17 protein-coding genes are annotated in these 22,040 nt (G+C 43.6%); 2 read left to right on the top strand and 15 right to left on the bottom strand.

Going from position 1 to position 22,040, the window contains the following annotated elements:
* Position 1 precedes the first annotated feature (1 nt).
* The 10 genes from CS369_RS05055 to wecA form a co-directional block, all read right to left on the bottom strand.
* A complete protein-coding gene (locus tag CS369_RS05055; RefSeq protein WP_196906251.1) occupies positions 2-1,000 on the bottom strand; it encodes a glycosyltransferase family 1 protein in 999 nt (332 codons plus the stop codon).
* Between the two features lies 1 nt (position 1,001).
* Complete coding sequence (locus CS369_RS25050; protein ID WP_374191032.1) at positions 1,002-2,234, bottom strand: O-antigen polymerase; 1,233 nt, start codon at positions 2,232-2,234, stop codon at positions 1,002-1,004.
* Positions 2,228-2,983 carry a glycosyltransferase family 2 protein gene (locus CS369_RS05045; protein WP_196906249.1) on the bottom strand — a complete coding sequence of 252 codons (756 nt, stop codon included), beginning with the start codon at positions 2,981-2,983 and terminating at the stop codon, positions 2,228-2,230. The genes CS369_RS25050 and CS369_RS05045 overlap by 7 nt, the downstream gene beginning before the upstream one ends.
* A 7-nt stretch (positions 2,984-2,990) precedes the next feature.
* A complete protein-coding gene (locus CS369_RS05040; RefSeq protein WP_196906248.1) occupies positions 2,991-4,214 on the bottom strand; it encodes a glycosyltransferase in 1,224 nt (407 codons plus the stop codon).
* Positions 4,211-6,559, bottom strand: a complete 2,349-nt coding sequence (locus tag CS369_RS05035) for a polysaccharide pyruvyl transferase family protein (RefSeq protein WP_244664779.1) — start codon at positions 6,557-6,559, stop codon at positions 4,211-4,213. Before CS369_RS05035 ends, CS369_RS05040 begins: the two co-directional genes overlap by 4 nt.
* A 10-nt stretch (positions 6,560-6,569) precedes the next feature.
* Complete coding sequence (locus CS369_RS05030; RefSeq protein WP_196906246.1) at positions 6,570-7,907, bottom strand: flippase; 1,338 nt, start codon at positions 7,905-7,907, stop codon at positions 6,570-6,572.
* Positions 7,908-7,944: 37 nt separating this feature from the next.
* The gene (gene wzc / locus CS369_RS05025) at positions 7,945-10,116 is read right to left on the bottom strand and encodes a tyrosine-protein kinase Wzc (protein WP_196906245.1); all 2,172 of its coding nucleotides are present in this window, start codon (positions 10,114-10,116) and stop codon (positions 7,945-7,947) included.
* 15 nt (positions 10,117-10,131) lie between these two features.
* Positions 10,132-10,566, bottom strand: a complete 435-nt coding sequence (locus CS369_RS05020) for a protein tyrosine phosphatase (protein WP_196906244.1) — start codon at positions 10,564-10,566, stop codon at positions 10,132-10,134.
* Between the two features lie 26 nt (positions 10,567-10,592).
* On the bottom strand, positions 10,593-11,729 hold the full coding sequence (locus CS369_RS05015) for a polysaccharide export protein (protein ID WP_196906243.1): 1,137 nt from the start codon (positions 11,727-11,729) through the stop codon (positions 10,593-10,595).
* Between the two features lie 114 nt (positions 11,730-11,843).
* Positions 11,844-12,932, bottom strand: coding sequence for a UDP-N-acetylglucosamine--undecaprenyl-phosphate N-acetylglucosaminephosphotransferase (wecA, locus tag CS369_RS05010; protein WP_196906242.1), 1,089 nt, complete (start codon positions 12,930-12,932; stop codon positions 11,844-11,846).
* A gap of 594 nt (positions 12,933-13,526) precedes the next feature.
* Between wecA and CS369_RS05005 the strand changes: the two genes are divergently transcribed.
* Positions 13,527-15,113 (top strand): TerC family protein, encoded by a 1,587-nt coding sequence (locus CS369_RS05005; RefSeq protein ID WP_196906257.1) that lies wholly within the window; start codon positions 13,527-13,529, stop codon positions 15,111-15,113.
* 47 nt (positions 15,114-15,160) lie between these two features.
* Here the strand turns inward: CS369_RS05005 and dcuC are convergent, their stop codons facing one another.
* From dcuC to udk, 4 genes are all read right to left on the bottom strand, one after another.
* Entirely contained in the window at positions 15,161-16,531 is a 1,371-nt protein-coding gene (dcuC, locus tag CS369_RS05000; RefSeq protein WP_196906241.1) for an anaerobic C4-dicarboxylate transporter DcuC, read from the bottom strand.
* 440 nt (positions 16,532-16,971) lie between these two features.
* On the bottom strand, positions 16,972-18,822 hold the full coding sequence (gene asmA / locus CS369_RS04995) for an outer membrane assembly protein AsmA (RefSeq protein ID WP_196906240.1): 1,851 nt from the start codon (positions 18,820-18,822) through the stop codon (positions 16,972-16,974).
* Between the two features lie 44 nt (positions 18,823-18,866).
* Complete coding sequence (gene dcd, locus CS369_RS04990) at positions 18,867-19,448, bottom strand: dCTP deaminase (protein WP_196906239.1); 582 nt, start codon at positions 19,446-19,448, stop codon at positions 18,867-18,869.
* A gap of 37 nt (positions 19,449-19,485) precedes the next feature.
* Positions 19,486-20,127 carry a uridine kinase gene (gene udk / locus CS369_RS04985; RefSeq protein ID WP_196906238.1) on the bottom strand — a complete coding sequence of 214 codons (642 nt, stop codon included), beginning with the start codon at positions 20,125-20,127 and terminating at the stop codon, positions 19,486-19,488.
* Between the two features lie 230 nt (positions 20,128-20,357).
* Between udk and CS369_RS04980 the strand changes: the two genes are divergently transcribed.
* On the top strand, positions 20,358-20,642 hold the full coding sequence (locus CS369_RS04980) for a GIY-YIG nuclease family protein (RefSeq protein WP_196906237.1): 285 nt from the start codon (positions 20,358-20,360) through the stop codon (positions 20,640-20,642).
* Positions 20,643-20,808: 166 nt separating this feature from the next.
* On the opposite strand, the gene apbC is transcribed toward CS369_RS04980, so the two are convergent.
* Positions 20,809-21,918 (bottom strand): iron-sulfur cluster carrier protein ApbC, encoded by a 1,110-nt coding sequence (apbC, locus tag CS369_RS04975; RefSeq protein WP_196906236.1) that lies wholly within the window; start codon positions 21,916-21,918, stop codon positions 20,809-20,811.
* Positions 21,919-22,040 lie beyond the last annotated feature (122 nt).

Genomic DNA, 22,040 nt, shown 5'->3' with positions numbered 1-22,040 from the left:
CTTACAATAACTTTTTATATGTACTTAACGTTTCTTGATAACACTTATCCCATGAAAACTTGCTTGCTTGTAAAAAACCTTTATCTCTGAGACGCGCTCTATTTGCCTCTACATACTTCAAACCTTCTATAAATGCATATCTATGTGTTTTTTCCGCCAAGAACGCTGCATCCCCTGCAACTTCAGGTATTGATGAGGAATTGACAGCAACCACTGGGCAGCCTGCTTTCATAGCTTCTAATACAGGTATTCCAAAGCCTTCATAACTAGATGGATAGATGAGTGCATAGGCTTGATTGTACTCAACATTTAACTGAGCATCACTAAGGCGACCTAGCCACTTATACCGCCCTGGTATTAGTTCATTCAATAAGGCCTTTTCTTTTTCTGAAAAATCTCCACCACCTACAACTGATAAGCTCAACTCTGGCATTGCAGAAATAGCTTGGACCGCCAAGTCAAAGTTTTTGTACCCTGAGCGAGCTCCGACAAACAGCACTTCATTATTTACAGTTGAGTTGTGGGATGTAGGGTGATAATTTTCAGACACTCCGTTATGAACAACTCTTATTTTGTGCTCAGGGATTGGTATGTACTTCAAAAGATCATTGGCTGTATTTTGTGAGACGCAAATAACTAAGTCACTAAATTTAATCGCCTTATTTTTTTGCCAATGATGAACCCAAAGCGCAGGGCCTTTGATATATTTCTCATACGTAAAGTCATGTACTGTTGTAATAATCGATAAGTCAGAATTCAATGGTAGCCGATAATAGCTAGAATGAAATATCCCCTCTTGTATTTCCCCACAGTCACATGCTCTATACCGTTCCAAAAACCTACTTTGCTTAGCACCAGATATTTTCTGAATATTATTATAATTTATTATTTCATGCTCTAAATTATCATTTACAACTCTATGTATCAGGTTATCAAAATATACTGACACTCCACCATAAGTTTGAAGCGATCGAATAATATTATCATATATAATCATCAACTCACTTCCTAGATAGAATATGTAAACAGCGATCAAAAATAAATACACACATAGGTAAAATAAATATAGGAAAGACAATAATTCTTGTAGATATATAAAATGATTCACGAAAAAAAATGAATGGTATAATAGATAACGCACATAAATAAAAGGTTTTAAAAAAAACACATGTTTTTGCTATTTTGGACATAATACTGTAAAAAAAAGCCAAAAAACACATAAAAATGAAAGCCCCAAATACACCAAACGATGTGAATAAATAAACAATTATTGATGTAGCTCCAAAGGGTGATTCATAATAAAAACCCATATGTTCAGGAAGAAGATAAAGCGAGTATTTATTTTCCATAATGAAAGACGGTATTATACCGAGAAATGAACTAATAAAAAGCATACCATTATTTAGCAACGGAATATTTGAATTATATAGTAAATATGTAACCGAAGAATAACTAGTAAATATCGGCTCAGCGAAGAAAATATAAATCATAAATGAGAAATCTGTTATTCCCAATCTGAATATACCTATCGCACAGAATAAGATTATCAAGCTCACCAGGATTAAACTTATTTTAAATTTTCTTATAAAATCCTTTAAGGTTTTTACATTATCCCCATAGATCATTAACCATGGAATGATTATTGTAACGACATACATTCTCCCCCCCATACTCAAGAGAAAGAGTGAGTTTATTATAATTAATGCTATATATATTTTTTTAATTTTTTTTTTACAAATTAAATTAGAGTATATCGCTAAGAAATTCAAAAGCAAATTAGTTGTCGCCATATTCCCCATTATTCTTGTGCTATACTCTGATGTATAACCACTAAAAAGTAGGTTTGCATCATAGGCTGAATACCACAAATAAAAACACAAAATCATAATAGAAAAAAAGGAAATAACTAACGAGAGTGAAGATATCTCTGACATTTTAATGTTAGGAGTTTTTATTCTTAAAAAAAACTTATTGCAAATAAATATTGGCACGGTAAACGCAAAAAAAATAATGCACAAATATTCATAAGCCTCGGAAAAATAATAAAGATAATCTCGCCAAGAAGATATACCAGGATAATTCAATAACCCGCCAGACAAGTATACAATATAAGGTGATATAATATAATAAGCAACACCAAAACAAATAAAATAATAAAAATCCAAAGGATAACAAAAATAGAATCTATATGCTAAAATGAATAATAATAAAACAAAAATAAAAATTATTAGCATTTTACTTTGACCCACCTAAAAATCAACTTTCCGGTTTCCATAGTTAACCTCCATAGATAGAAAAATTTAATATCAAAGGTTGACCTTAAGTTATCACGATAAGCTTTATATGAATTGCATAATGATTTTATTCTTTTTTTATCCGATACACCACCTGCTTGGTAATAGGATATTATAACATCATCTAACTTAAAAAAACTTGCACCCTTTGAATATAAATAGCAGAGTAATTCATAATCAGCGGCAGTTCCATAATTATAGGAATATCCTCTTTCCATTAATAGTTTTAGTTTAAATAACATGCTTTGATGAGAGCATATCATTCCATATTTTAACTTTCTCAAATTTTTTGCTTTATAGTGACCATCATTTTTATACGATTTTAGTGTCCAATGATCTCCATAGATGACATCATTTTTACAACCAGATAGATTTATAACATTAGCCAAAACTTCTTTATGAAAAAACTTATCACCAGAATTAATAAAAATAATATAATCACCACTTGAGATTTGAGTACCTTTATTCATTGCATCATAAATTCCTTTATCCGGCTCACTAATCCAGCAATCAATAAAATTGTTATTCTTCTCTATTATATTTAGAGTTCCATCTGTTGAGCCACCATCAATAATAATAAATTCAACATCGAGATATGTTTGTTCTACTACTGAATCTATCGTTGACTGTAATTCGGTGGCATTATTATAAACGACAGTTATCACACTAATTTTAGGGGATTTTTTCATTATAAATTTAGTTTATGTATAATTTATAAATTTCATAGTATTGTTGTGCAATACTGCTTTCATTACGTAGCTTAGCACTCTTCTCAGATATAAGATTTGGATTAGCTTTCATTTTTAATAATGTCATTATCGAATCAGCTAAAGAATTTGAATCTACCTCATCGACTAATGAACCGAAAATTTCTGACGAAATTAAATCACTCATCCCACCAATATTAAACGCTACACAGGGTGTTCCACTCGCCAGAGATTCAACAAGTGTGTTCGGCAGATTGTCTTGCAGTGATGGAGCAACGAATATATCTACAGCAGAATAAAGTAAACTTAACGAAACATCATCTGCTAACGTTCCTAAATAGTGTTCTTTCATATTAACATTATCACTATAACTACCTTTGCTTGCCCCAAAAATAACCAACTCTATATCATCAACGTTTTCTTTAATCTTCATAATAGCCAATGCATCTTTTAAGAGCGAATATCCTTTTCTCACATCAGAGGTACTTGACATAGCTCCAAATAAAATCAATTTTTTCTCTTTAGGTAACCCAAATACATATCTCGCGAACTGCTTGTAGACAGGCTTGTATTTTTTATGATCAATACAATTACTAATTACACTTATTTTATTACCTTTAAATAAGAAACTATTTTTGGCGCAATCCCCCATCCAATTACTAGGTGCGATTAAGTGAATTTTTTTCCTCTTCCACTTTTTTACTTTTAGTGAAAAAATTATTTTATTCAAATCTGAAGTAAAAAACCCTTCCGATTTATAGCCATTTACATATTGGCAAGGGCTGTTTAAATCTTCATAGTGCTCACATCCAGAGAATGCCCACATATCATGTAATGTCCAGACAATTTGTTGCTGTATTTTACTAACTTCATGAATAGAAAGCATATTGCAACCAATCCAATGAAGGTTGACAATTTGTGGGTTTAACTTATTTATATACTTTACTACTCCGGAGGGAAAAATATTTATTGAGTGCACCACCGGATTATTTTTTATTTTAAATTTTAAAATACTAGTTGCCACAAAATTAAGAATTTTTATTCTAATATGACACCATTTAGATACTGTATGAACGTAATCATTATCTGATAGTTTATTGATTACTAACATATGGCTATCAATACCTAAACGTCTTTGGGCTATATGTATTCGATATGCAGCTCTAGCAGCTCCCCCACTTAAATCACTATAACAAAGATGGAGTACTTTCATGAGGAAACCTTATCTAATTCGGCATTCAATGAGCTAGTAAAATGCAGTTCGTTAAGGCTAATTGCATTTGGTTTTTCTGCTTCTAATGCGATCACAATTGCTTTAATCAAGCGATGTTCATCCAGATCAATCATAGATATTAGCTCTGTGTTATATTTTTCAGCCAAAGAGCGAACCTTACCTTTACCAAGAGTATAATCTAATGCAACCGAATTGACGCCGATACCAAGCCCAAAGGCGAGAGAGTGAAATCTCATCGCCAGCAGGGCATCAGCTGATTTAAATGAATTAAAATAGTCTACAGGAGCCATTTCATGGCCAAGTAGCGAATCATCAATAACCTCAGCTAATTCACTACAATCCCTAAATAAACGTCGATAGAACCAGCGATCATCAGAGCCAAAATGATTAGTGCACATTGGTAATGGTTTAATAATTAACTCCGGATACTTTTCTGACAAAATGATCAGTGATTTTACAATTGTTTTTTCATAGTTGTCTTTGATAGTTAATCTATCTCTATGAGGAATATGTCGAGCATATTCCTCATAGGGAAAATCTCTAAGACCTAATAACAAAACTTTTTTTTCAGAAGAATCTTTTTCTATTTTTGTTGAAACAGATGAATTTGCCAACCAAGTAAATGCAGGATCTTCAGCAACACTATCATTAATAACATTCACCCCCAATTCAGCAGCATATTCCTTTGATCGTTTATCACGATAAATCCGAATATCGGCGAGTTCCAAGATACGTTTTATACTTACATTATGCCATATCTCGCCATAAGGCCCTACTCCACATCCAGCTATCACAGTTTTTATCTTTTTCTGTTTGGCAATTTCAAAAATAGCTTGCATTGGTGCTAATGTATCAATACCCATTAATGGACCACCGCCGAATACCACGTAATCCATCTTCTCTATGAGAGAAATACCTTCTTCTGGGGTAACTACCTTTGCATGAACAAATTCTGGCATTTGCAATGCCGTAATTCTAGTAATGTATTCAAATAAGCTGACTACAATAAACTGTACATCGTCATCTAGACACTTTTTGAAACTATGAATTATTCCTCCAATAATGGCTTTATCACCTAATGTTTCGGTTCCATACCAACCACATATGAGTACTTTTATTTTTTTATTTGGGTTTAATAAAATATTGAAAGTTGCTAAAGACGATTTATAATAATTTAAATTTTTGTTAAAAGTACGTTTCTTTCGCATGTTATTAAGCATATTAAACCCAGGAATTTCACGTATCTTCGCCTTTATTTTAAATTTTTCATCTATTCTTTCAATAAAAATATGACGATAATGCTCTTTAGCTGGTATACCTACGTAGTCATGATGACAATTAGCACATTTGGTTTTAATTATTTCTTTTAAATGTACCTCATTAGAAAAATAAGCATCATTAGGATCACCTTCAGCAATGTTTCGCATTAATGACTTACTTTGCACTGCACAATAAGCAAGTTCCCCTTTCGCAGTAATTGTCGCCCCACGGTGGCGCCAGTCGCAACCAGCAATTCTTGGTCCGTCATTAGTTATTTGCTGTATAAGTGATCGATAGAAGAATCGTTGCATAATACTTTTCTCGTAATGCTTGATTAATCCTTCTAAAAACTCAACAAATTCATATTTTTCTTCTACTGTTAATGCATAAGGATCTAAGAGATTTTCTGTATAAAGTCGTTGATGTGGTACACCCTGTCTAAATTTGACATATAGTCCTTTTTTAATACAAAACTCAAGTAATTTAGGTAAATGATATACATTCTCCCTAATTACTGTACATCCAATTCTAATATTATCAACGAGAGGGTAAACTTGTAAAAAATCAATTACCTTAAGGGCATTATCAAAATTTCCACTCCTACCTCTAACACGATCGTGTACCTCACCGTAACCATCGATAGATATCATAACATCAAAATTGATATTTTTTTTCTTAATAATAGGGCCTATGGTTTGGATTTTTTCTATAACTTGTGAATATTTATAGGCATTTGTAATTAGAGATACATGTTTTAGTTTTGGTAATGAATCAACAACAACATCTACTAACTCAGCGAGTTCTGCCCTCAGAGTCGGTTCTCCACCGTTAAAACCAATACCCTCTACTTCACTGAAAAGTGAACTGGCTAATCCTTTCCGGAGTTGTGCAACTGAGATGTCAGTACTTTTTTTATTTTCCCATATTCGACACATTTGACATCTAGAATTGCATGTATCTATAACTGGAAATTGGATAACGCGAGGTTTTTTCAAACGAGTTGCATGTTCAGTGAAAAGATATTTACATTGATTAATGAGAGATGAAAACTTTATGAATATCATATCCAAAATGTCAGTTTTTAAACTTTACAAAAAAAGTTATACATTTATAAAATTCAGTAGGAAGAATTGATTTTGTTTTTATCCAAAAAATAGGTCTAAGAGAAGGTAAAAATAAATCAAAAAAATAAAATGCGGAAGCCAAACCTATTACAGTTGCACTAGCTGCACCTTGAGTTCCCCATATCGGAATCAGAATAATATTTGATATAAAATTAATAACCAACCCAAAAATATTACGATATAAATTGATATTTAGTTTTTTTTCCGCAACCAACCAAGAGCCAGAAGTAATTCCCATACATAAGAAAATTGCTCCCCATGTGTGCCATGAAATAATTATTGCACTATCTGCATACGCTTCCCCATAAATAATATTTATGATGCTACCACCATAAATTGAGAAAAAGATAGCAACCAACAGGGCCATATAAACCAAAACAGAACTTAATGCTGCGATTGCATCGTAATAAGCAATTACTGATATTTTTTTTAAGTGAATAACTTTAGGAAACGTTGCCGAGACTACTGCCATAGGAACAAAGTACCACGCCTCACTAATCCTTGTAGCCGCTAAGTATATACCTACGCTTTCAGAGCCACTGATTAACTGAAGCATAACCTGATCCATCTTCATAAATAGAACAGCCCCAAATCCTGCAATAATTTCAGGCCAGGACTCTTTGATTAAAAATTTAGCTTTATCAATTGAAAAAAATTTAATTGAAAATGGTGAGATAAGTTTATTCTTAGAATTGATATATATTAATCCGAACCCCGTAATCATATACTCAATCAGTACAGCCAAGACAAACCATATAAATTCAAAGGATAAATATACAAATAGAAGTCGGATTAGTGAACTAATAAAAAAAGTAATTGTTCTACATATACTTACCAGTTTAAATGAAGATAGTCCTTGCTGGTAGAAGTCTAATATGTCAACCGATGTAAATATTAATGAAAGGAAAATTATAATAGATGCTAAAAAATTATCGGCAGAGAGATATAATAATGAATATAATACGGCCAATAATATAATGCAGCAAGAAAAAAACAATCGTATATACAAAGCTGTTGTAATAATAATATTTTGCTGTGTTCTATTATCCTTAGATTGAACAACATCTCGCACGATAATTCTATTCAAACCAACAGAAGAAACGACAATAAATATTGCTAATAATGCAATATAATAGTTAAGCTCTCCAAAATCTTTCGGCCCTAAATGTCGCGCTATTAAGGCACTAGTTAAAACACTGAATCCCAGCCTTATAGTTTTTTCAGATAACATCCAAAATATATTTTTTAAAATATCAAACTCCGTTTCACTAATTATTCTGTTAGGCACTATGTTAAAGGGAGCATCACTACACCCCTAAGATATTTTATTTTTCTGATTTATAATCATAAGTATAATAATGATAATTACCATCCCCATAATAACTAGCAGCACGTTTAACAATGGCATTAAGAATTATGCCTTTAATTTCCGCCCCATTCTGCTCAAAGCGGCGAATACTCACTTCAATTTCTTTCACAGTATTCATTTCAAAACGAGCAACAAGCAAAGAAGTGCCAGCTTGACGACTAATAATAGCTGCATCTGTCACTGCCAGGATAGGCGGAGTATCCAGTAGTACTAAATCGTAATTCTCAACTGTCCACTTAATAAACTCCGAAAAACGGCCATGCATCAACAACTCAGAAGGGTTGGGAGGAACCTGACCACGAGGGATAAAATCCATTCCCTCCATATGCGTTTTTCTCACAGCATCAGTTGCTTGTATCTGGCCAGAAAGGATATCTGAAAGGCCATTGTTGCTTTGTACCCCCATTAATTCATGGGCATAACCTTTACGCATATCGCAATCAACAATCAGCACACGCAGCCCTGCCTGAGCAATCACCGCGCCAAGGTTGGCACTGATAAACGTTTTACCGATGGAAGGGCTGGCACCAGAAATCATTAATACATTGTTTTTCGCTTCCATCATCGCGAAATGCAAACTCGTGCGTAAGCTACGAATGGCTTCGATGGCCAGGTCAGCTGGGTTGCCAATAGCAAGTAACTCTGTAGAGCGGGTATTACTTTTCTTGCCCTTAGCCAATAACGCCCTGTCTTTCTTTTGTTGCCATTCAGAAAGTGGCACGCTGGCATAAACGTTAATGCCTAACTCTTCTAATTGCTCAGGGCTTTCGATTCCTTCATGCAACAAGGTTTTCAGTACGACAAATACAGTAGAGGCAATTCCACCTAAAACCATTGCTAGCAGCACAATCAATGCTTTTTTAGGTTTAATAGGTTTAGGCTGAACAACAGCTTTGTCGATAATACGCACATTGCCTACCGTGCTGGCTTTGTTAATGCTGAGCTCCTGCTGTTTATTCAGCAGTTGCATATACACTTCTTGCCCAGCTTGCACATCACGGGTTAAGCGCAAAATCTCTTGCTGAGTTTTAGGCATCGCACTTACACGTTTATTCAGCTTATCGCGCTCTTGCTGCAAGGTTTTACGCTTTTCCATCAACGCACGATAGGCAGGATGTTCACGGGTGTAGAGTTTGGAGATCTCTGCTTCTTTAAACGTTAGTTCATTAAGCTGAGATTCCACAGACACCATTGTGTCTAGCACCGCTTTGGCCTCTAATGAGAGGTCAACAGAATCATTCTGTTGGCGAAAGGTGTTTAATTTATTTTCTGCATCATTCAACTGACCACGAATATTTGGTAGCTGTTCTTTTAAAAACTCAAGGCTGCGCCCTGCTTCTTCTGATTTACGCTCCACGTTCTGCTGCAAATAGTTTTGGCTGATGCTGTTTAGAATCTTGGTGGTTAAGATAGGATTTTCACCTTCTAAACTTAACCCTAAAACACCAGTATCTTTCCCTTTATCGGCAACAGTAAAATCATTTAATAATCCATTAATCGCTGTTAACGGATTAAGCTTCCTTAGGCGAAAAACCGTACCGTTCTCAGATTGAATATCACTAACTAAGAGATCAATACCGTTATGGCTCTCCACCTGTCCCACTTTACCTGAGAAAGAAACGGTGTCTCCCCCCGTTAAAGTATAATTCTCTTTATCAATGACTTTTAGCGTCAGCGGTTCATCTTGCCAACTTTCGGGCACATCAAGGCGAGATACGGTAATTTGGCCTGACTCAGCATCCACTAAGCGCGCAATACCTTTACCAATGATGGGGAAATATTTCTGATGAACATCTATATCTAATGTTAAATCGGTAATGGTCTTTCCCATTACCATGCGCGACTTGATTAACTCAATTTCAGCAGCTGATTGCGGCTTAGCATCCGGTAATATGCTGGAGATATCTTTGATCAAAGAATCGCCGCTGCTTTGTTCTACCTGAATCAGCGCATCCGCTTTATAAATCGGTGTGGCGAGCATGGCATACATAATACCAACGATGGTAAATAGAGCCGTTACACCAATAATTAACCAACGATTATCTAGCAGGGTTCCAAGCAATCGCCCCAAATCAATCTCATCTGAACGATCAATTTCAGATGTTTTCACTGAATTTTTCTCTGCCATCGGTTTCTCTGAAAATTATCTATTTAAAGCCTGCGCCCATTTTTGGGCCGACTGCTCTAGTTGTACATAAACAAACTCAAAAGCCTCGCGACTTTTGCCATAAGGGTCAACAATCTCTCGCTGGTTCAGCCAGTGGCCAAACAACATGGTCTTACCACGCACTTCCGGTGCCATGCGCCCCACGGCATCGATGTGGCCTTTTTCCATCACCAAAATCAGGTCATATTCTCTGCATAAGGATTTGGTGAACTGCTGGGCTGAGTGCCCTTCCAGTGAAAGGCCGTGCTCACTGGCTACATCGCTGGCAGTGTTATCTGCGGCATGCTCAACCAGTGCCCCTAGTCCCGCAGAGGCGATTCTTTTGTTTGGCAACAGCTGTTTTAACAACCGCTCCCCGGTCGGAGAGCGGCAGATGTTGCCGACGCATACCACTAAAATGGAATCAAACATGACGTTCTTCGCGTATCAATGAACGGTTATGGCCAGGTACGAACACGCGTCGCGCCTTTGGTCAGATCATTAAATGCTGATATGGTTGGAGCCAATTGTGAAATCACGCGGTTCCAACGCACAAGAGGTGTGGTCGTCACATAAACCACATCATAGGGCTGTAGCTGGAACTCAGTGCCCATCACCAACGATGTCGCATCCGCAGTATTAAGCTGGTAGATATCGGCCAGTTTAGGGCCTTGTGTGCCGCGCAGTGGACGGATAACAAACACACCGGTGGCATCAGACATCGCCTGATCCATCCCTTCCGCATTGCCTAACGCTTCGGTGAGCGTCATGCCGCTGCGGTCCATTTTCAGCGTGCTTTGCTTTTTCACTTCCCCCATAACAAACACCTTCAGGCCGTCGTTACGCGGCACATAAAGGATATCGCCAGGGTAGAGAAGTTGGTTCTGAGACAGGTCGCCGTTTTGCATCAGCACCTGGAGGGAAATGCGTTTTTCCTGCCCGTTATGGGTGAGCACCACGTTGCGCCAGTCGGCGTTTTCCGTCAGCCCACCCGCTTTGTTGATGGCATCCAGAATGGTTAGCGGCACGTTGGTAACGGCCTGCTGTCCAGATGTCGCCACTTCACCCGAAACATACACTTTCTGTGAACGGAACGCGGCAATGCTTACTTCCACTTGTGGCGATTCAATATATTGTGCCAGGCGGCCCATGATCTCATCGCGCACCTGGGTGACCGTTTTACCCGCCACCGTCACTTTACCAATGTAGGGGTAGAAGATAGTGCCATCCGCGTGGACCCAGTTGCCGGAATCTGCCGCAGTGCGATAGGTACCTGCGGGAGTGGTCAATTCAGGGTGGTCCCATACGGTAATCATCAGCACGTCACCGACGCCTATATGATATTCGTAGCTTTGCAGTTCACGATCCAGCACGGAGTTAGCTTGAGCTACCAGCGATTTTGCCCGCATTTTCTCAATCAGGTAGGGCGTCATCGGGTAAACGTTGACCAGTTTACTGATGTTGAAATCTGCATCCTGCTGTTTAATCACTTCTTTGCCGCTGTTCGTCAAATGCGAACCAGGAATAATGGTACAACCGTTCAGCAACACGGCAGATACCATCAACGGTATCACTTTTCTTTTGTAAGCTATCATCCTGTTTATGCCATCACTTTTAATAAGTTATAAGTCGCCGCCGATCCTCTGCCTCTATCATAAAGAATTCGGGTGCTATTGATTCCATGAGTTACGGCTGTAAAAACGGGTAATTTACTTGTTCAGTGGCGTTTGGATCACTTTGCTGTGCAAATGCTCGGACTGGCCGCTACCACGGCGAGCCCATGTCAGCAAACGCCATACCCGGGTAATTGACCAGAAATAGCCGACGAATGCCAGTAAAAACAGGCTAAGCATAACAGACTCTCGGATTCCTGCACGTTCGCCAATAATACCTACCAGCGCAAAGATAAACGCTACGCCAACAATGGCTAACAGGGTTTGACGCGGCCCCAGCCCCGCACGCAGTAAAATATGATGCAAGTGTTCGCGATCGGGCTTGAAGGGGCTATCACCACGGCGAATACGGCGTGTCATAATAGTGACCATGTCCATCAACGGTACGGCGATAAACCACAAAGCAGTTACCGGGCGAATTACAGCGTCATGCCCTTGCGTGGCGACAATCAGCAACCAGATGACGGTAAAGCCAATCAAGGTGCTGCCAGCATCGCCCATAAAGACTTTAAATTTTTGTCCCCACGGAATACCGAGATTGAGAAGAATATAAGGAATGGATGCAGCCAACAGGCATAAACTCCACTGCGCCAGTTCATGCTCGCCATCCAGATAAAACATCACGGCCAGCGCACCAAAGGTAACGCAAGAGAGTGCGCCCAGTAAACCATCGATACCATCGACCATGTTGAAAGCATTGATAGCGCCCCAGACCGCGAGCAGTGTCACCGCGTAGCCCGCCCATCCCAGCACCAGCTCATAGCCAAACAGAATGTTACCCAGGCTCGCAAGATGAAGCCCGGAATACATCATGATGCTGGCTACCAGCGCTTGCAGGAAGATACGAGGCATAACATGGAGATCGAAGCGGTCGTCCAGCACGCCAACGAAAAGTAACGCACTGGCGCAGACCATATAGAGAGAAAAATCAGGTAGCCATTCAGAATGAAGGGCATAGAGGATCCACAGGGCGAGATAAATAGAAACACCCCCCACGAGGGGGATGTGCCCGCGGTGTTTTTTGCGCGAGTTCGGTTTATCCACTAATCCTATTTTTATTGCTGTTTTTCTTGCCAGAAAAAGCGCAATAAAAGAGCTTATAAAGATAACCGTAATTTCTTGCATTTTTGCACCATCATCAACCGTGAAGTTACTTCGCACCAGGCACGCTACCGCCCTTGGCTTATAGCCGCCAACGTGCTGTTAAAATACGGAATACCATCCGTGGGGCACATTATGATTCCTGGGTACTTATTTACTGTTACGGGCTAGTCAACCAAAAAAAACCACAAAACTTTCAGAAAAAGACTCTATAGTGCCGCGCACGCCACTATAGTATGGAGCAAATTTCACTCTGTACAGAAAGTTCGTGGATTTACAAAGATTTTCAGATTAGGCCTATCCCGCGCAACAAAACCGCAATAACCTTAGGAAATCACATGTCTTTTTATGTTTGAGTGTTTTTTAAACAAAACGGTTTTATTTAATAATTCCTTACAAAGGCTAGCACTTTTGCGCGTGGCTAGATACCGTTTTTTGAAAGTTAGCGATTTTAAATCAGCAGGTTAAAATGCTAAATAGTTGTAAATAAAGTAATTATGTTTGCAATGATTTTATGAAAATGTTGTCTGGCGGGCAATGTCCCCACAAATGCTGGTTCAATGCGGCCTGCGCTGCTACCCTATATCGATTCTGGTTGATGAAGGTGAAAAAATTTATATGGAGTGGATCGCTGATCCCACTATCTGGGCCGGTTTGGCAACGCTCGTGGTGTTGGAACTGGTATTAGGTATCGATAACCTTGCCTTTATTGCCATTCTGGCGGAAAAACTCCCCGAAAAACTCAGAGATCGTGCCCGCGTCGTTAGTCTGTCACTCGTGCTATTGATGCGGCTGGTGCTGCTTGCCTCTATGTCCTGGCTGGTTTCCCTCACCGCCCCGCTTTTCACCCTGTTTCAACAGCCGTTTAGCGCGCGCGATATCATTATGGTGATTGGCGGGCTGTTTCTGCTGTTCAAGGCCACCGTAGAACTCAATGAGCGGTTAGAAGGCAAAGATCATGAGCAGCATGGCCAGCGTAAAAGAGCGCACTTTTGGGCGGTTATGACGCAAATTGTAATCCTGGATGCCATCTTTTCGCTGGATTCGGTGATTACCGCTGTCGGTATGACGGATCATCTGCTGGAGATGATGTCTGCCGTCACCATCTCCATTGGATTAATGCTGCTCGCTAGCAAGCCGTTAACCCGGTTTGTAAACGCTCACCCAACTATCGTCATTCTTTGCCTCAGCTTTTTACTGATGATCGGCTTTAGCCTGGTCGCAAATGGCTTCGGTTACCATATTCCTAAAGGCTACCTCTATGCAGCGATTGGTTTCTCCGTATTGATTGAGGTGCTAAATCAGGTTGCCCAGTTTAACCGCCGCCGTTTCCTCACCTCAGATGTGCCGCTGCGCCAGCGTACCGCCGATGTGATCCTGAAAATCCTGCGCGGCGAGCATGAAGATGCGGAATTGAATAACCAAACCTCGGACCTGATTGGCGACAACGCACAAAGCGGTAATGCGGTGTTCAACCGTCAGGAACGGCGCATGATCGAACGCGTGCTCGGCATGGGGCAGCGTAGCGTCAGCAGCATCATGACATCCCGCCACGATATCATCGCCGTTGAGCTTCAGTCTCCCCAAGATGCGCTGGCAACGCTGTTGGAGAAAAGCCCGCATACGCGACTGGTAGTGATGGATAGCTCTACCTCGGATGAACCGGTGGGTATCGTGCATGTGGCCTCCCTGCTGCAACAACAGTTGCGCCATGAACTGCTCGATCTGCATAAGCTGGTGCGCCAGCCGCTGGTGTTCCCTGAGCAGATCTCTTTGCTACAGGCGCTAGAGCAGTTCAGAACGGCAAAAACCCACTTCGCTTTTGTGGTGGATGAATTTGGTTCGGTGGAAGGTATTGTTACGCTGAGTGATGTAATGGAAACCATCGCCGGTAATCTGCCGGTCGAGGGAGAAGATGTCGATGCACGTCACGACATCACGCAAAATGAAGACGGGAGTTGGATTGCCAACGGCTATACGCCGCTGGAAGATCTCGCCATGTACATCCCCCTTACGCTGGATGAAAAACGTGAGTATTACACGCTGGCCGGGTTAATGATGGAATATTCGCAGCGGGTGCCGCAAGAGGGTGATGAACTCACCATAGATGGTTATCGCTTCAAAATATTAAGCATGGAGAGCCACCGTATTGTGAAAGTGGCAATCACTCAGGAGCACACGCCTGAGCAGGATTATGAGGTATAAAAGTGAAGCATCCCCCACCGATACACAGTGAGGGATGCCCATTTATCTTATGCCGGAATCAAAATTTCCGTAGCAACCACCACCACAATCAGCCCGACCAATACCGGTACTGATGTGCGTTTTACCACTTCGAACGGCGAAGCCTTCGCCATCCCTGCTACCGCAACCACTACGCCAGACACCGGAGAAATGGTTCTGCCAAGGTTAGAAGCTTGCAGCATCGGGATCGCCAGATAGGCTGGGTTGATGCCCATCTGTGAAGCCAACTTGGGGATCAGTTCGACAAACGCATAGAACGGCGCGTTACCCGACCCGGTGATCATTGCCGCCAACATGGTGATCACTACCAGCACCAGCATCAGCATCAGCATCAGCATCATAAGCAGAGCGCCGCTGCCAAAGGATTGCACCAACCCGATCAACCCGCTGATAAAACCGATGGTGCTCAACCCCTGTGCAAACACACCGGCAGCAACCAACAGCACCACAACGCTGGAGAAGGCCTCGGCCATGCCCTTATAAGCGACATCCAGCCCAGCGTAAATGGTTTTGGCGTTAAAGAAACGCAGGAATTCACACATAGCAGCCAGCAGCATACAGATCACCAGAATGGTGATAATGTGCAGTTCCGGCCCCCACTTGCCATCAAAAATCAGCACACCAATGATCGGCGTGAACGGCAAAATGGCGTACAGGCGCAGCGCATTGGTTTCAATGTCTTTCGCTTCGACCATTTCGTGGCTGATGTTCTCTTTTTGGTCGATATAGCGCTGCCAGAAGAAGTGGGCAATCGCCATAGACACAATGGCGGCAATGGAGATCGGCAGTGTCACCTTAAAGGCAAAATCCACCAGCTTCATTTGCGAAGCCTGTGCCGCCAGCACCACGTCGCCAGAGGTCGGCGACAGGATCAATGCCGCCGGCAAGGCGCAGATAGCCGCCGCCGCTCCACGGCTGATGCCCACATTCACCATAACTGGGAACAGCGTTGCCATCAGCAACACACCCAATCCGGTGGCAGATGACACAGCGAGTGACATCAGGCAGGCCACGAAATAGGCGGCAATCATCAGCAAATAAGGGGAGTTGATCACTTTCAGCGGGCGTGAAACCAGTTTTACCACAACGTCATTGGCACCAATATGCGTCATGTAGGCGGCAAAACCGCACAGTACCATAATCATCATGCCGAGGTCGCCGCCGCGGCTCATCAGCAGAATTTTAACGTATTCAACAATATCCGTTAAGCCCCACCCTGTGGATTTCGCACTGGCGGGCAGTACGCTTTTCCCCATCAGCACGCTGATCAGCAGCAGCAGCAACCCGCCTGCCATCAGAACGCCGGTCGCGGAATAGCCTTTAATGATGTAACGGCCCACCAGCACCGTCACAACAACACCTATAAGGAGTTCGATCATGATGTTTCTCTGTAGAAAGTGAACGTAAACAAATGCCTGACGGGCAGACATCAAATAGCGCTCTGGTATAAGAAAACGTGATAAAAGCAGGGAAGTTTACTGATTTGTAGAAAAACTACAAATGGCAAAGATCAAAGAAGTAAAGTTTATTTCCGTAAGCGAGATAAGGTTAATAAACTACCTATTGACGTATTGAAAGAAAAAAAACCATTAGCGATCATGGATATCGTGGCAGCCCTCTCTGCCGTCATCGGCGAAAGCCGGGGACCTTTGCCAGCGGAAATGCGTTTAGTCTCTGGGAGATTCCCGCCTTCGCGGGAATGACGGATGAAGAGCGGGAATGACGAGTGACGTTCTTGATTGGCGAAGGGGGACGGAGATAATGAGTCCCCCTATTTATCGCCTTATCGCCGTCGCTTTTAAGACCACGACATAGGCAATCAAAGCTTGTCGAGAAGCTGTTTTAGCCCTTTGCCGGTCTGGCTCTGCTGGTTTTTGTCGGCCCACTCATTGAGCCGCTTTTTCATCTCATCCTGAAAGCGTTTACGCAGCAACTGATCGACTTGCAGTTGATAGCTCAGGTTATTGATCGGGCCATAAATACTCAGCGGTACGCTGGTAGATTTTAAAATCTCCACTAACTGCTCGTTACCACGCCAGCCATCGGTAATGCGCACGTTAAAATTCATGTCACATTGTTGAGCCGGGAGATCAAACTGGCTGGTACCAGTGAGCGACAGCAGCGCAGATTGACCGGTAATATCACTTACCCGCAGTTTACCTGCATTGAGATCGGCATTGCCGGTCAACCTCGTAATATCGGTATAGCGATCGTAGCGCTCTAACGCCTGCACATTGCTGTTGTTACGCACCACCGCCAACTGAATCATCTGCTGAATATTCACGCCCTGAAAACGCAGGTTATCCACACTCAATGTCGCGTTACCCCGCCACTGACGCATCAATGCATCCAGCGAGAAAGTATCGCCACTAAACTGTCCCTTTAACGACAGTTTGCCACTGACCGTTTGCGGCAACGCAAACGCTACTGTCAGCGGCTCAACGCTCACACCCTCAATCGTGGGTTGCAAAGTGATTTTAGGTGTGGCCTTCGCATCCATTTTTCCGGTCAGTGCGATACGCCCGCCGTTAAGCTCGCTCTGCAACGAGGAAATAGTCAGTACGCCAGCCTGATTAACCGCGTTAAGGTTTACCTTGCTGAAGGTCAGGCCACGGTAGATAAACGTGTTTACCTGCAATGCCAACTGCGCACTGAACGATTGCCATAAGGCATCCCCCTCACTCAGCCCACGCTCCGTCGAGACCACCGGCGTAACGGTCTTGATCGCGGCTGGCGTAGCATTTTGCGTTTGTGCCGTTGGCGCACTTCCCAGCAGCGCATCAAGGTTTAGCCGCGCCGCGTTGATGTCTAGCGTATATTCAGGGTGATCGCCCAGGATTGCTGTCGCATTCCCGCTCAGTTGACTGTCACTCGCTGCCAGCGTGAACTGATTTACTGTGACTTTTTCCGGCTGAGTAGAACCAGCAGCTTGTTGATAACTGGCTTGAAGGCTACCACTGCCGCTGATGCCGCCAACGGGAATACCTGCGCCCTGAAGTTGGTATTGAAATTGTTCGATACTGGCGTCGATTTTCTGCGGATAGTGCTGCATATCGAGATTCGCCTGAAGTGATACAGTAAGGTCGCGCTGATCGCGATTAATGCGGCTAGTCAATTCCAGCGCCAGTTGGCGCTCACTACTCTCTTCCAACGTGAGGTTGATATCGCGCACGTTGAGCTGTTCGTCGTCACCGCGTTGCAAAATCAACAGGCTATCCACGATTTTCAACTGATTAATGGCAAGTCGCCAATTGCGCGTCTCTTCCGGCGTTGACGAACCGGCTGGCGCAATGGGTGCGGTGCTGGAGCGATGCGCTTCGCTTTCAGGCGTTAAGCGCACCACCGCTCCTTTCAGCATCACCTGCTTCACTTCCAGACGATGTGACAATAGCGGCCAGAGTTTCACATCCAGACGCATGTTTTCTGCACTGACAATCGGTGCCGCCGCGCCCGGTGTGGTTAGCGACATACCGCCAGAAAGAATGCTGAGCTGCGGCCAAACGTGCCAGCGGAGATCCCCCTCCAACTGCAAACAGTATCCGCTGCGGGCATCAACCTGGCTTACCATGTAAGCGCGAAAATCGTTGGGGTTCACCAGCATGACCAGCGCCGTCATACCGACAGCCAGCACCACAAGCAAAATCGCCAGCGTCGTCAACACTCTTTTCATGTCATCCTCCCAACAATCAGTGCAACAGCATTATGCACTGGCGATCAATCCTTATCGATTCGGCTCGCCACAGCGCCCTGCTGATCTTTGTATTTTGCATCTTCACGACGGTTGTAGGGGCGCGCGGCCGGGCCAGAGAGCGGTTCAAAACTCAATGCACCGATAATCATGCCAGGACGTAATGCCAACGGTAGCTTACCTGAATTATAGAACTCCAGCACAATTCTACCCTGCCAGCCGGGATCGATGCGATGCGCAGTAACGTGAACCATTAATCCCAGGCGCGCCAAAGATGAGCGACCGTCGAGCCAGCCCACCAGATTATCCGGCAATGTCACCGATTCCAACGTCACCGCCAGCGCCAATTCGCCAGGATGCAGGAAAAACGTTTCGCCTTCCGGCAAGTTGATTTCATCGCTCATCACGCGATCGAGCGCCGCGCTAACTTCGTCTTTTGGGCCGCTTAAATCGATAAATGCGGCAGTGTGTCCGCTGAAAACGCGAAACTGATTGCCCAGCCGCACATCCAGCGTTGCACCGTTGATTCGTTCAACGGGAGGACGGGGGGTGATAACCAGACGTCCATCGTCTAGCCAGCTTTCTATATCACGATCGCACAGTCTCATGTTGTTCCCTTTTCTCGTTTACGCCGTCTTCGGTGAATTATTCAAAAAACTGACTGATTTTGGCTTTCAGAATATCAATCGCAATACGGTTTTTACCGCCGCGTGGCACGATAATATCTGCATATTGCTTCGACGGTTCAATAAATTGCAAAAACATCGGGCGTACCGTTTTTTGATACTGCTCCATGACTGAGTCCATGGAGCGACCGCGTTCGTTCACATCACGGCGCATACGACGCAGCAAACAGATATCCAGCGGGGTATCGACAAAAATAGAAAAATTCAGCTCAGCGCGCAGGCGGACTTCCGTCAGTAACAAGATACCTTCCAGAATGATCACTTTCTTCGGCAGCAAGCGTACCGTCTCTTGCTTGCGGGTATGCTCAACGTAACTGTACTGTGGCAACTCAATCGCTTGCCCGGCTTTAAGCATTTTCAGATGCGTTAACAGCAGGTCATGGTCCATGGCATTGGGGTGGTCGTAGTTGGTTTTCACCCGCTCTTCCATGCTCAGATGGCTTTGATCTTTATAATAACTGTCTTCCGGGATGACCCCGATATGCTCATCCCCCACCTGATCGCGCAACTCGCGATAGAGCGTACTGGAAATAAGACTTTTGCCAGAAGCGGATGCTCCTGCAATTCCGATGATGACACACTGGTGAGACGTCGCAGCCATGACAATAAATGACCTGATAAATGAGGGAAATGCCGAATGGCATAGTAACGGGTAAACAAACAGTAACGAGAGAATTATAGGGAGTTAAGGCAGGCAGCGCCAGCCCTACTCATGGTCATTTCTGGTTTGCGAAAGGATCGGTGAGCACGGTCGCTATATTCGAGGATAACGAAAGACGTCACGGTGAAGATCAGTTACAACGGAGTTCTTAATATGCCAGGTGAATAAGAATGCCGCCGAGTGTCTATATATTAACCAACAAACCGAATGGCACGCTTTATATCGGTGTCACCGGCAATTTGATACGGCGCATCTGGCAGCATAATAATCTGAAAACACGTGGGTTTACCCATCGATACAATGTAAATCAGCTTGTTTATTACGAACATACTGAAAGTATGCTCATGGCGATTCAGCGGGAGAAGCAATTAAAAAAATGGAGGCGGGCGTGGAAAGTTAACTTGATCGAGGCTGCCAACCCTTTGTGGAATGACTTATTCTTCACCCTGTTCTGAATGTCCCCTCCGTCATCCTCGGCGAAAGCCGGGGATCTTTGGCAGAATGCACGCGTTCTGCCTATCAGAGATTCCCGCCTGCGCGGGAATGACAGAGAAAGTACGAGAAAAACAAAGGAAAAAGGGGCAGAGTAGGAACGCCACACGTCCCCACTCCTGTAACCAGTCACACCGCGCGGAACGAAATCTCGGTCGGAATGACTTCACCCTGCCAGTAAAGCTGCGCAGCCACTTGCCCGGCCAGCTCGCGATACAGTGAGGTGAACTCGCTGTCTGGCTTGCTGGCAACGGTGGGTTCACCGCGATCTAGATCCTCACGCAGAGAGATATGCAGCGGCAGTTGCCCCAACAGGGCACAGTTGTATTTTTCCGCCAGTTTCTGCGCGCCGCCGGTGCCAAAAATCGGCTCCAGATGACCGCAGTGGCTGCAAATATGCACGCTCATGTTCTCGACGATACCTAACACCGGCACGCTGACTTTCTCGAACATGGTGATGCCCTTCATGGCATCCACCAACGCAATGTCTTGCGGCGTCGTCACCACCACTGCGCCCGTCACCGACACATTTTGCGCCAGCGTCAACTGCATATCCCCGGTGCCCGGCGGCATATCCAATACCAGATAATCGAGATCCGGCCAGAGCGTATCTTGCAGCAGTTGCAACAGCGCTTTACTCGCCATCGGGCCGCGCCACACCATCGCATTATCATCCGTCACCAGATAACCGATAGAGTTGGTCGCCAGACCATAAGCCATGATCGGTGCCATGTGCTGACCATCGGGAGAGGTCGGACGCTCGCTGGCAGTGCCTAACATGGTCGGAATGGACGGGCCATAGATGTCGGCATCGAGAATACCCACCGACGCTCCCTCTGCGGCCAGCGCCAACGCCATGTTCACCGCAGTGCTGGATTTCCCTACGCCGCCCTTGCCAGAGCTAACGGCAATAATGTTTTTAACACCTTTGACACCTGCCTGATTGTTAACACGGCGCAGCGTGGCAATACTGTGTGTCAGGCGCCATTCCACATCCTTGGCGCCGGTTAAACGCATCAACTCTGGGCTGACGGTTTCTTTTAATACGTCCAACCCACTCAACCAGGCAAATGGCATCACCAGTTCGATGCGCAGCATCTCATCCAGCAAGGCACAGTGATGCAAGGCATTGAGCGCCGTCAGGTTATTTTTCAGAGTCGGGTGCTTAAACGTGGAGAGGACACCGGTCACCAGTGCCTTCAGCGTATCGGGGGTCTGCTCAGGGATTGTTGCGTCCATCCCGGCTCCTTATCGTTCTCATTATTTTGTGGAAAAACAGCCATAGCATAACAGAATGCCCCGCCCCGATCGTTGACCTCAGTGAAAAAATCGCCCCGGGCAACGAGAACGCCGCGTTACCC

The sequence above is a fragment of the Candidatus Symbiopectobacterium sp. 'North America' genome, assembly GCF_015762685.1.
In the GTDB taxonomy this organism is placed as follows: Bacteria; Pseudomonadota; Gammaproteobacteria; order Enterobacterales; family Enterobacteriaceae; genus Symbiopectobacterium.
Note: the sequence above shows the minus strand (reverse complement) of the source record. Positions and strands in the feature narration are given on the sequence as shown.

Coding starts and splice junctions, on each gene's coding strand:
- CS369_RS05040 (WP_196906248.1), bottom strand. CDS start 4,214: ATGAAAGTACTCCATCTTTGTTATAGTGATTTAAGTGGGGGAGCTGCT.
- CS369_RS05015 (WP_196906243.1), bottom strand. CDS start 11,729: ATGATAGCTTACAAAAGAAAAGTGATACCGTTGATGGTATCTGCCGTG.
- asmA (WP_196906240.1), bottom strand. CDS start 18,822: ATGAAAAGAGTGTTGACGACGCTGGCGATTTTGCTTGTGGTGCTGGCT.
- CS369_RS05020 (WP_196906244.1), bottom strand. CDS start 10,566: ATGTTTGATTCCATTTTAGTGGTATGCGTCGGCAACATCTGCCGCTCT.
- CS369_RS05005 (WP_196906257.1), top strand. CDS start 13,527: ATGGAGTGGATCGCTGATCCCACTATCTGGGCCGGTTTGGCAACGCTC.
- CS369_RS25050 (WP_374191032.1), bottom strand. CDS start 2,234: ATGCTAATAATTTTTATTTTTGTTTTATTATTATTCATTTTAGCATAT.
- CS369_RS05035 (WP_244664779.1), bottom strand. CDS start 6,559: ATGATATTCATAAAGTTTTCATCTCTCATTAATCAATGTAAATATCTT.
- CS369_RS05045 (WP_196906249.1), bottom strand. CDS start 2,983: ATGAAAAAATCCCCTAAAATTAGTGTGATAACTGTCGTTTATAATAAT.
- apbC (WP_196906236.1), bottom strand. CDS start 21,918: ATGGACGCAACAATCCCTGAGCAGACCCCCGATACGCTGAAGGCACTG.
- wzc (WP_196906245.1), bottom strand. CDS start 10,116: ATGGCAGAGAAAAATTCAGTGAAAACATCTGAAATTGATCGTTCAGAT.
- dcd (WP_196906239.1), bottom strand. CDS start 19,448: ATGAGACTGTGCGATCGTGATATAGAAAGCTGGCTAGACGATGGACGT.
- udk (WP_196906238.1), bottom strand. CDS start 20,127: ATGGCTGCGACGTCTCACCAGTGTGTCATCATCGGAATTGCAGGAGCA.
- wecA (WP_196906242.1), bottom strand. CDS start 12,932: ATGCAAGAAATTACGGTTATCTTTATAAGCTCTTTTATTGCGCTTTTT.
- dcuC (WP_196906241.1), bottom strand. CDS start 16,531: ATGATCGAACTCCTTATAGGTGTTGTTGTGACGGTGCTGGTGGGCCGT.
- CS369_RS04980 (WP_196906237.1), top strand. CDS start 20,358: ATGCCGCCGAGTGTCTATATATTAACCAACAAACCGAATGGCACGCTT.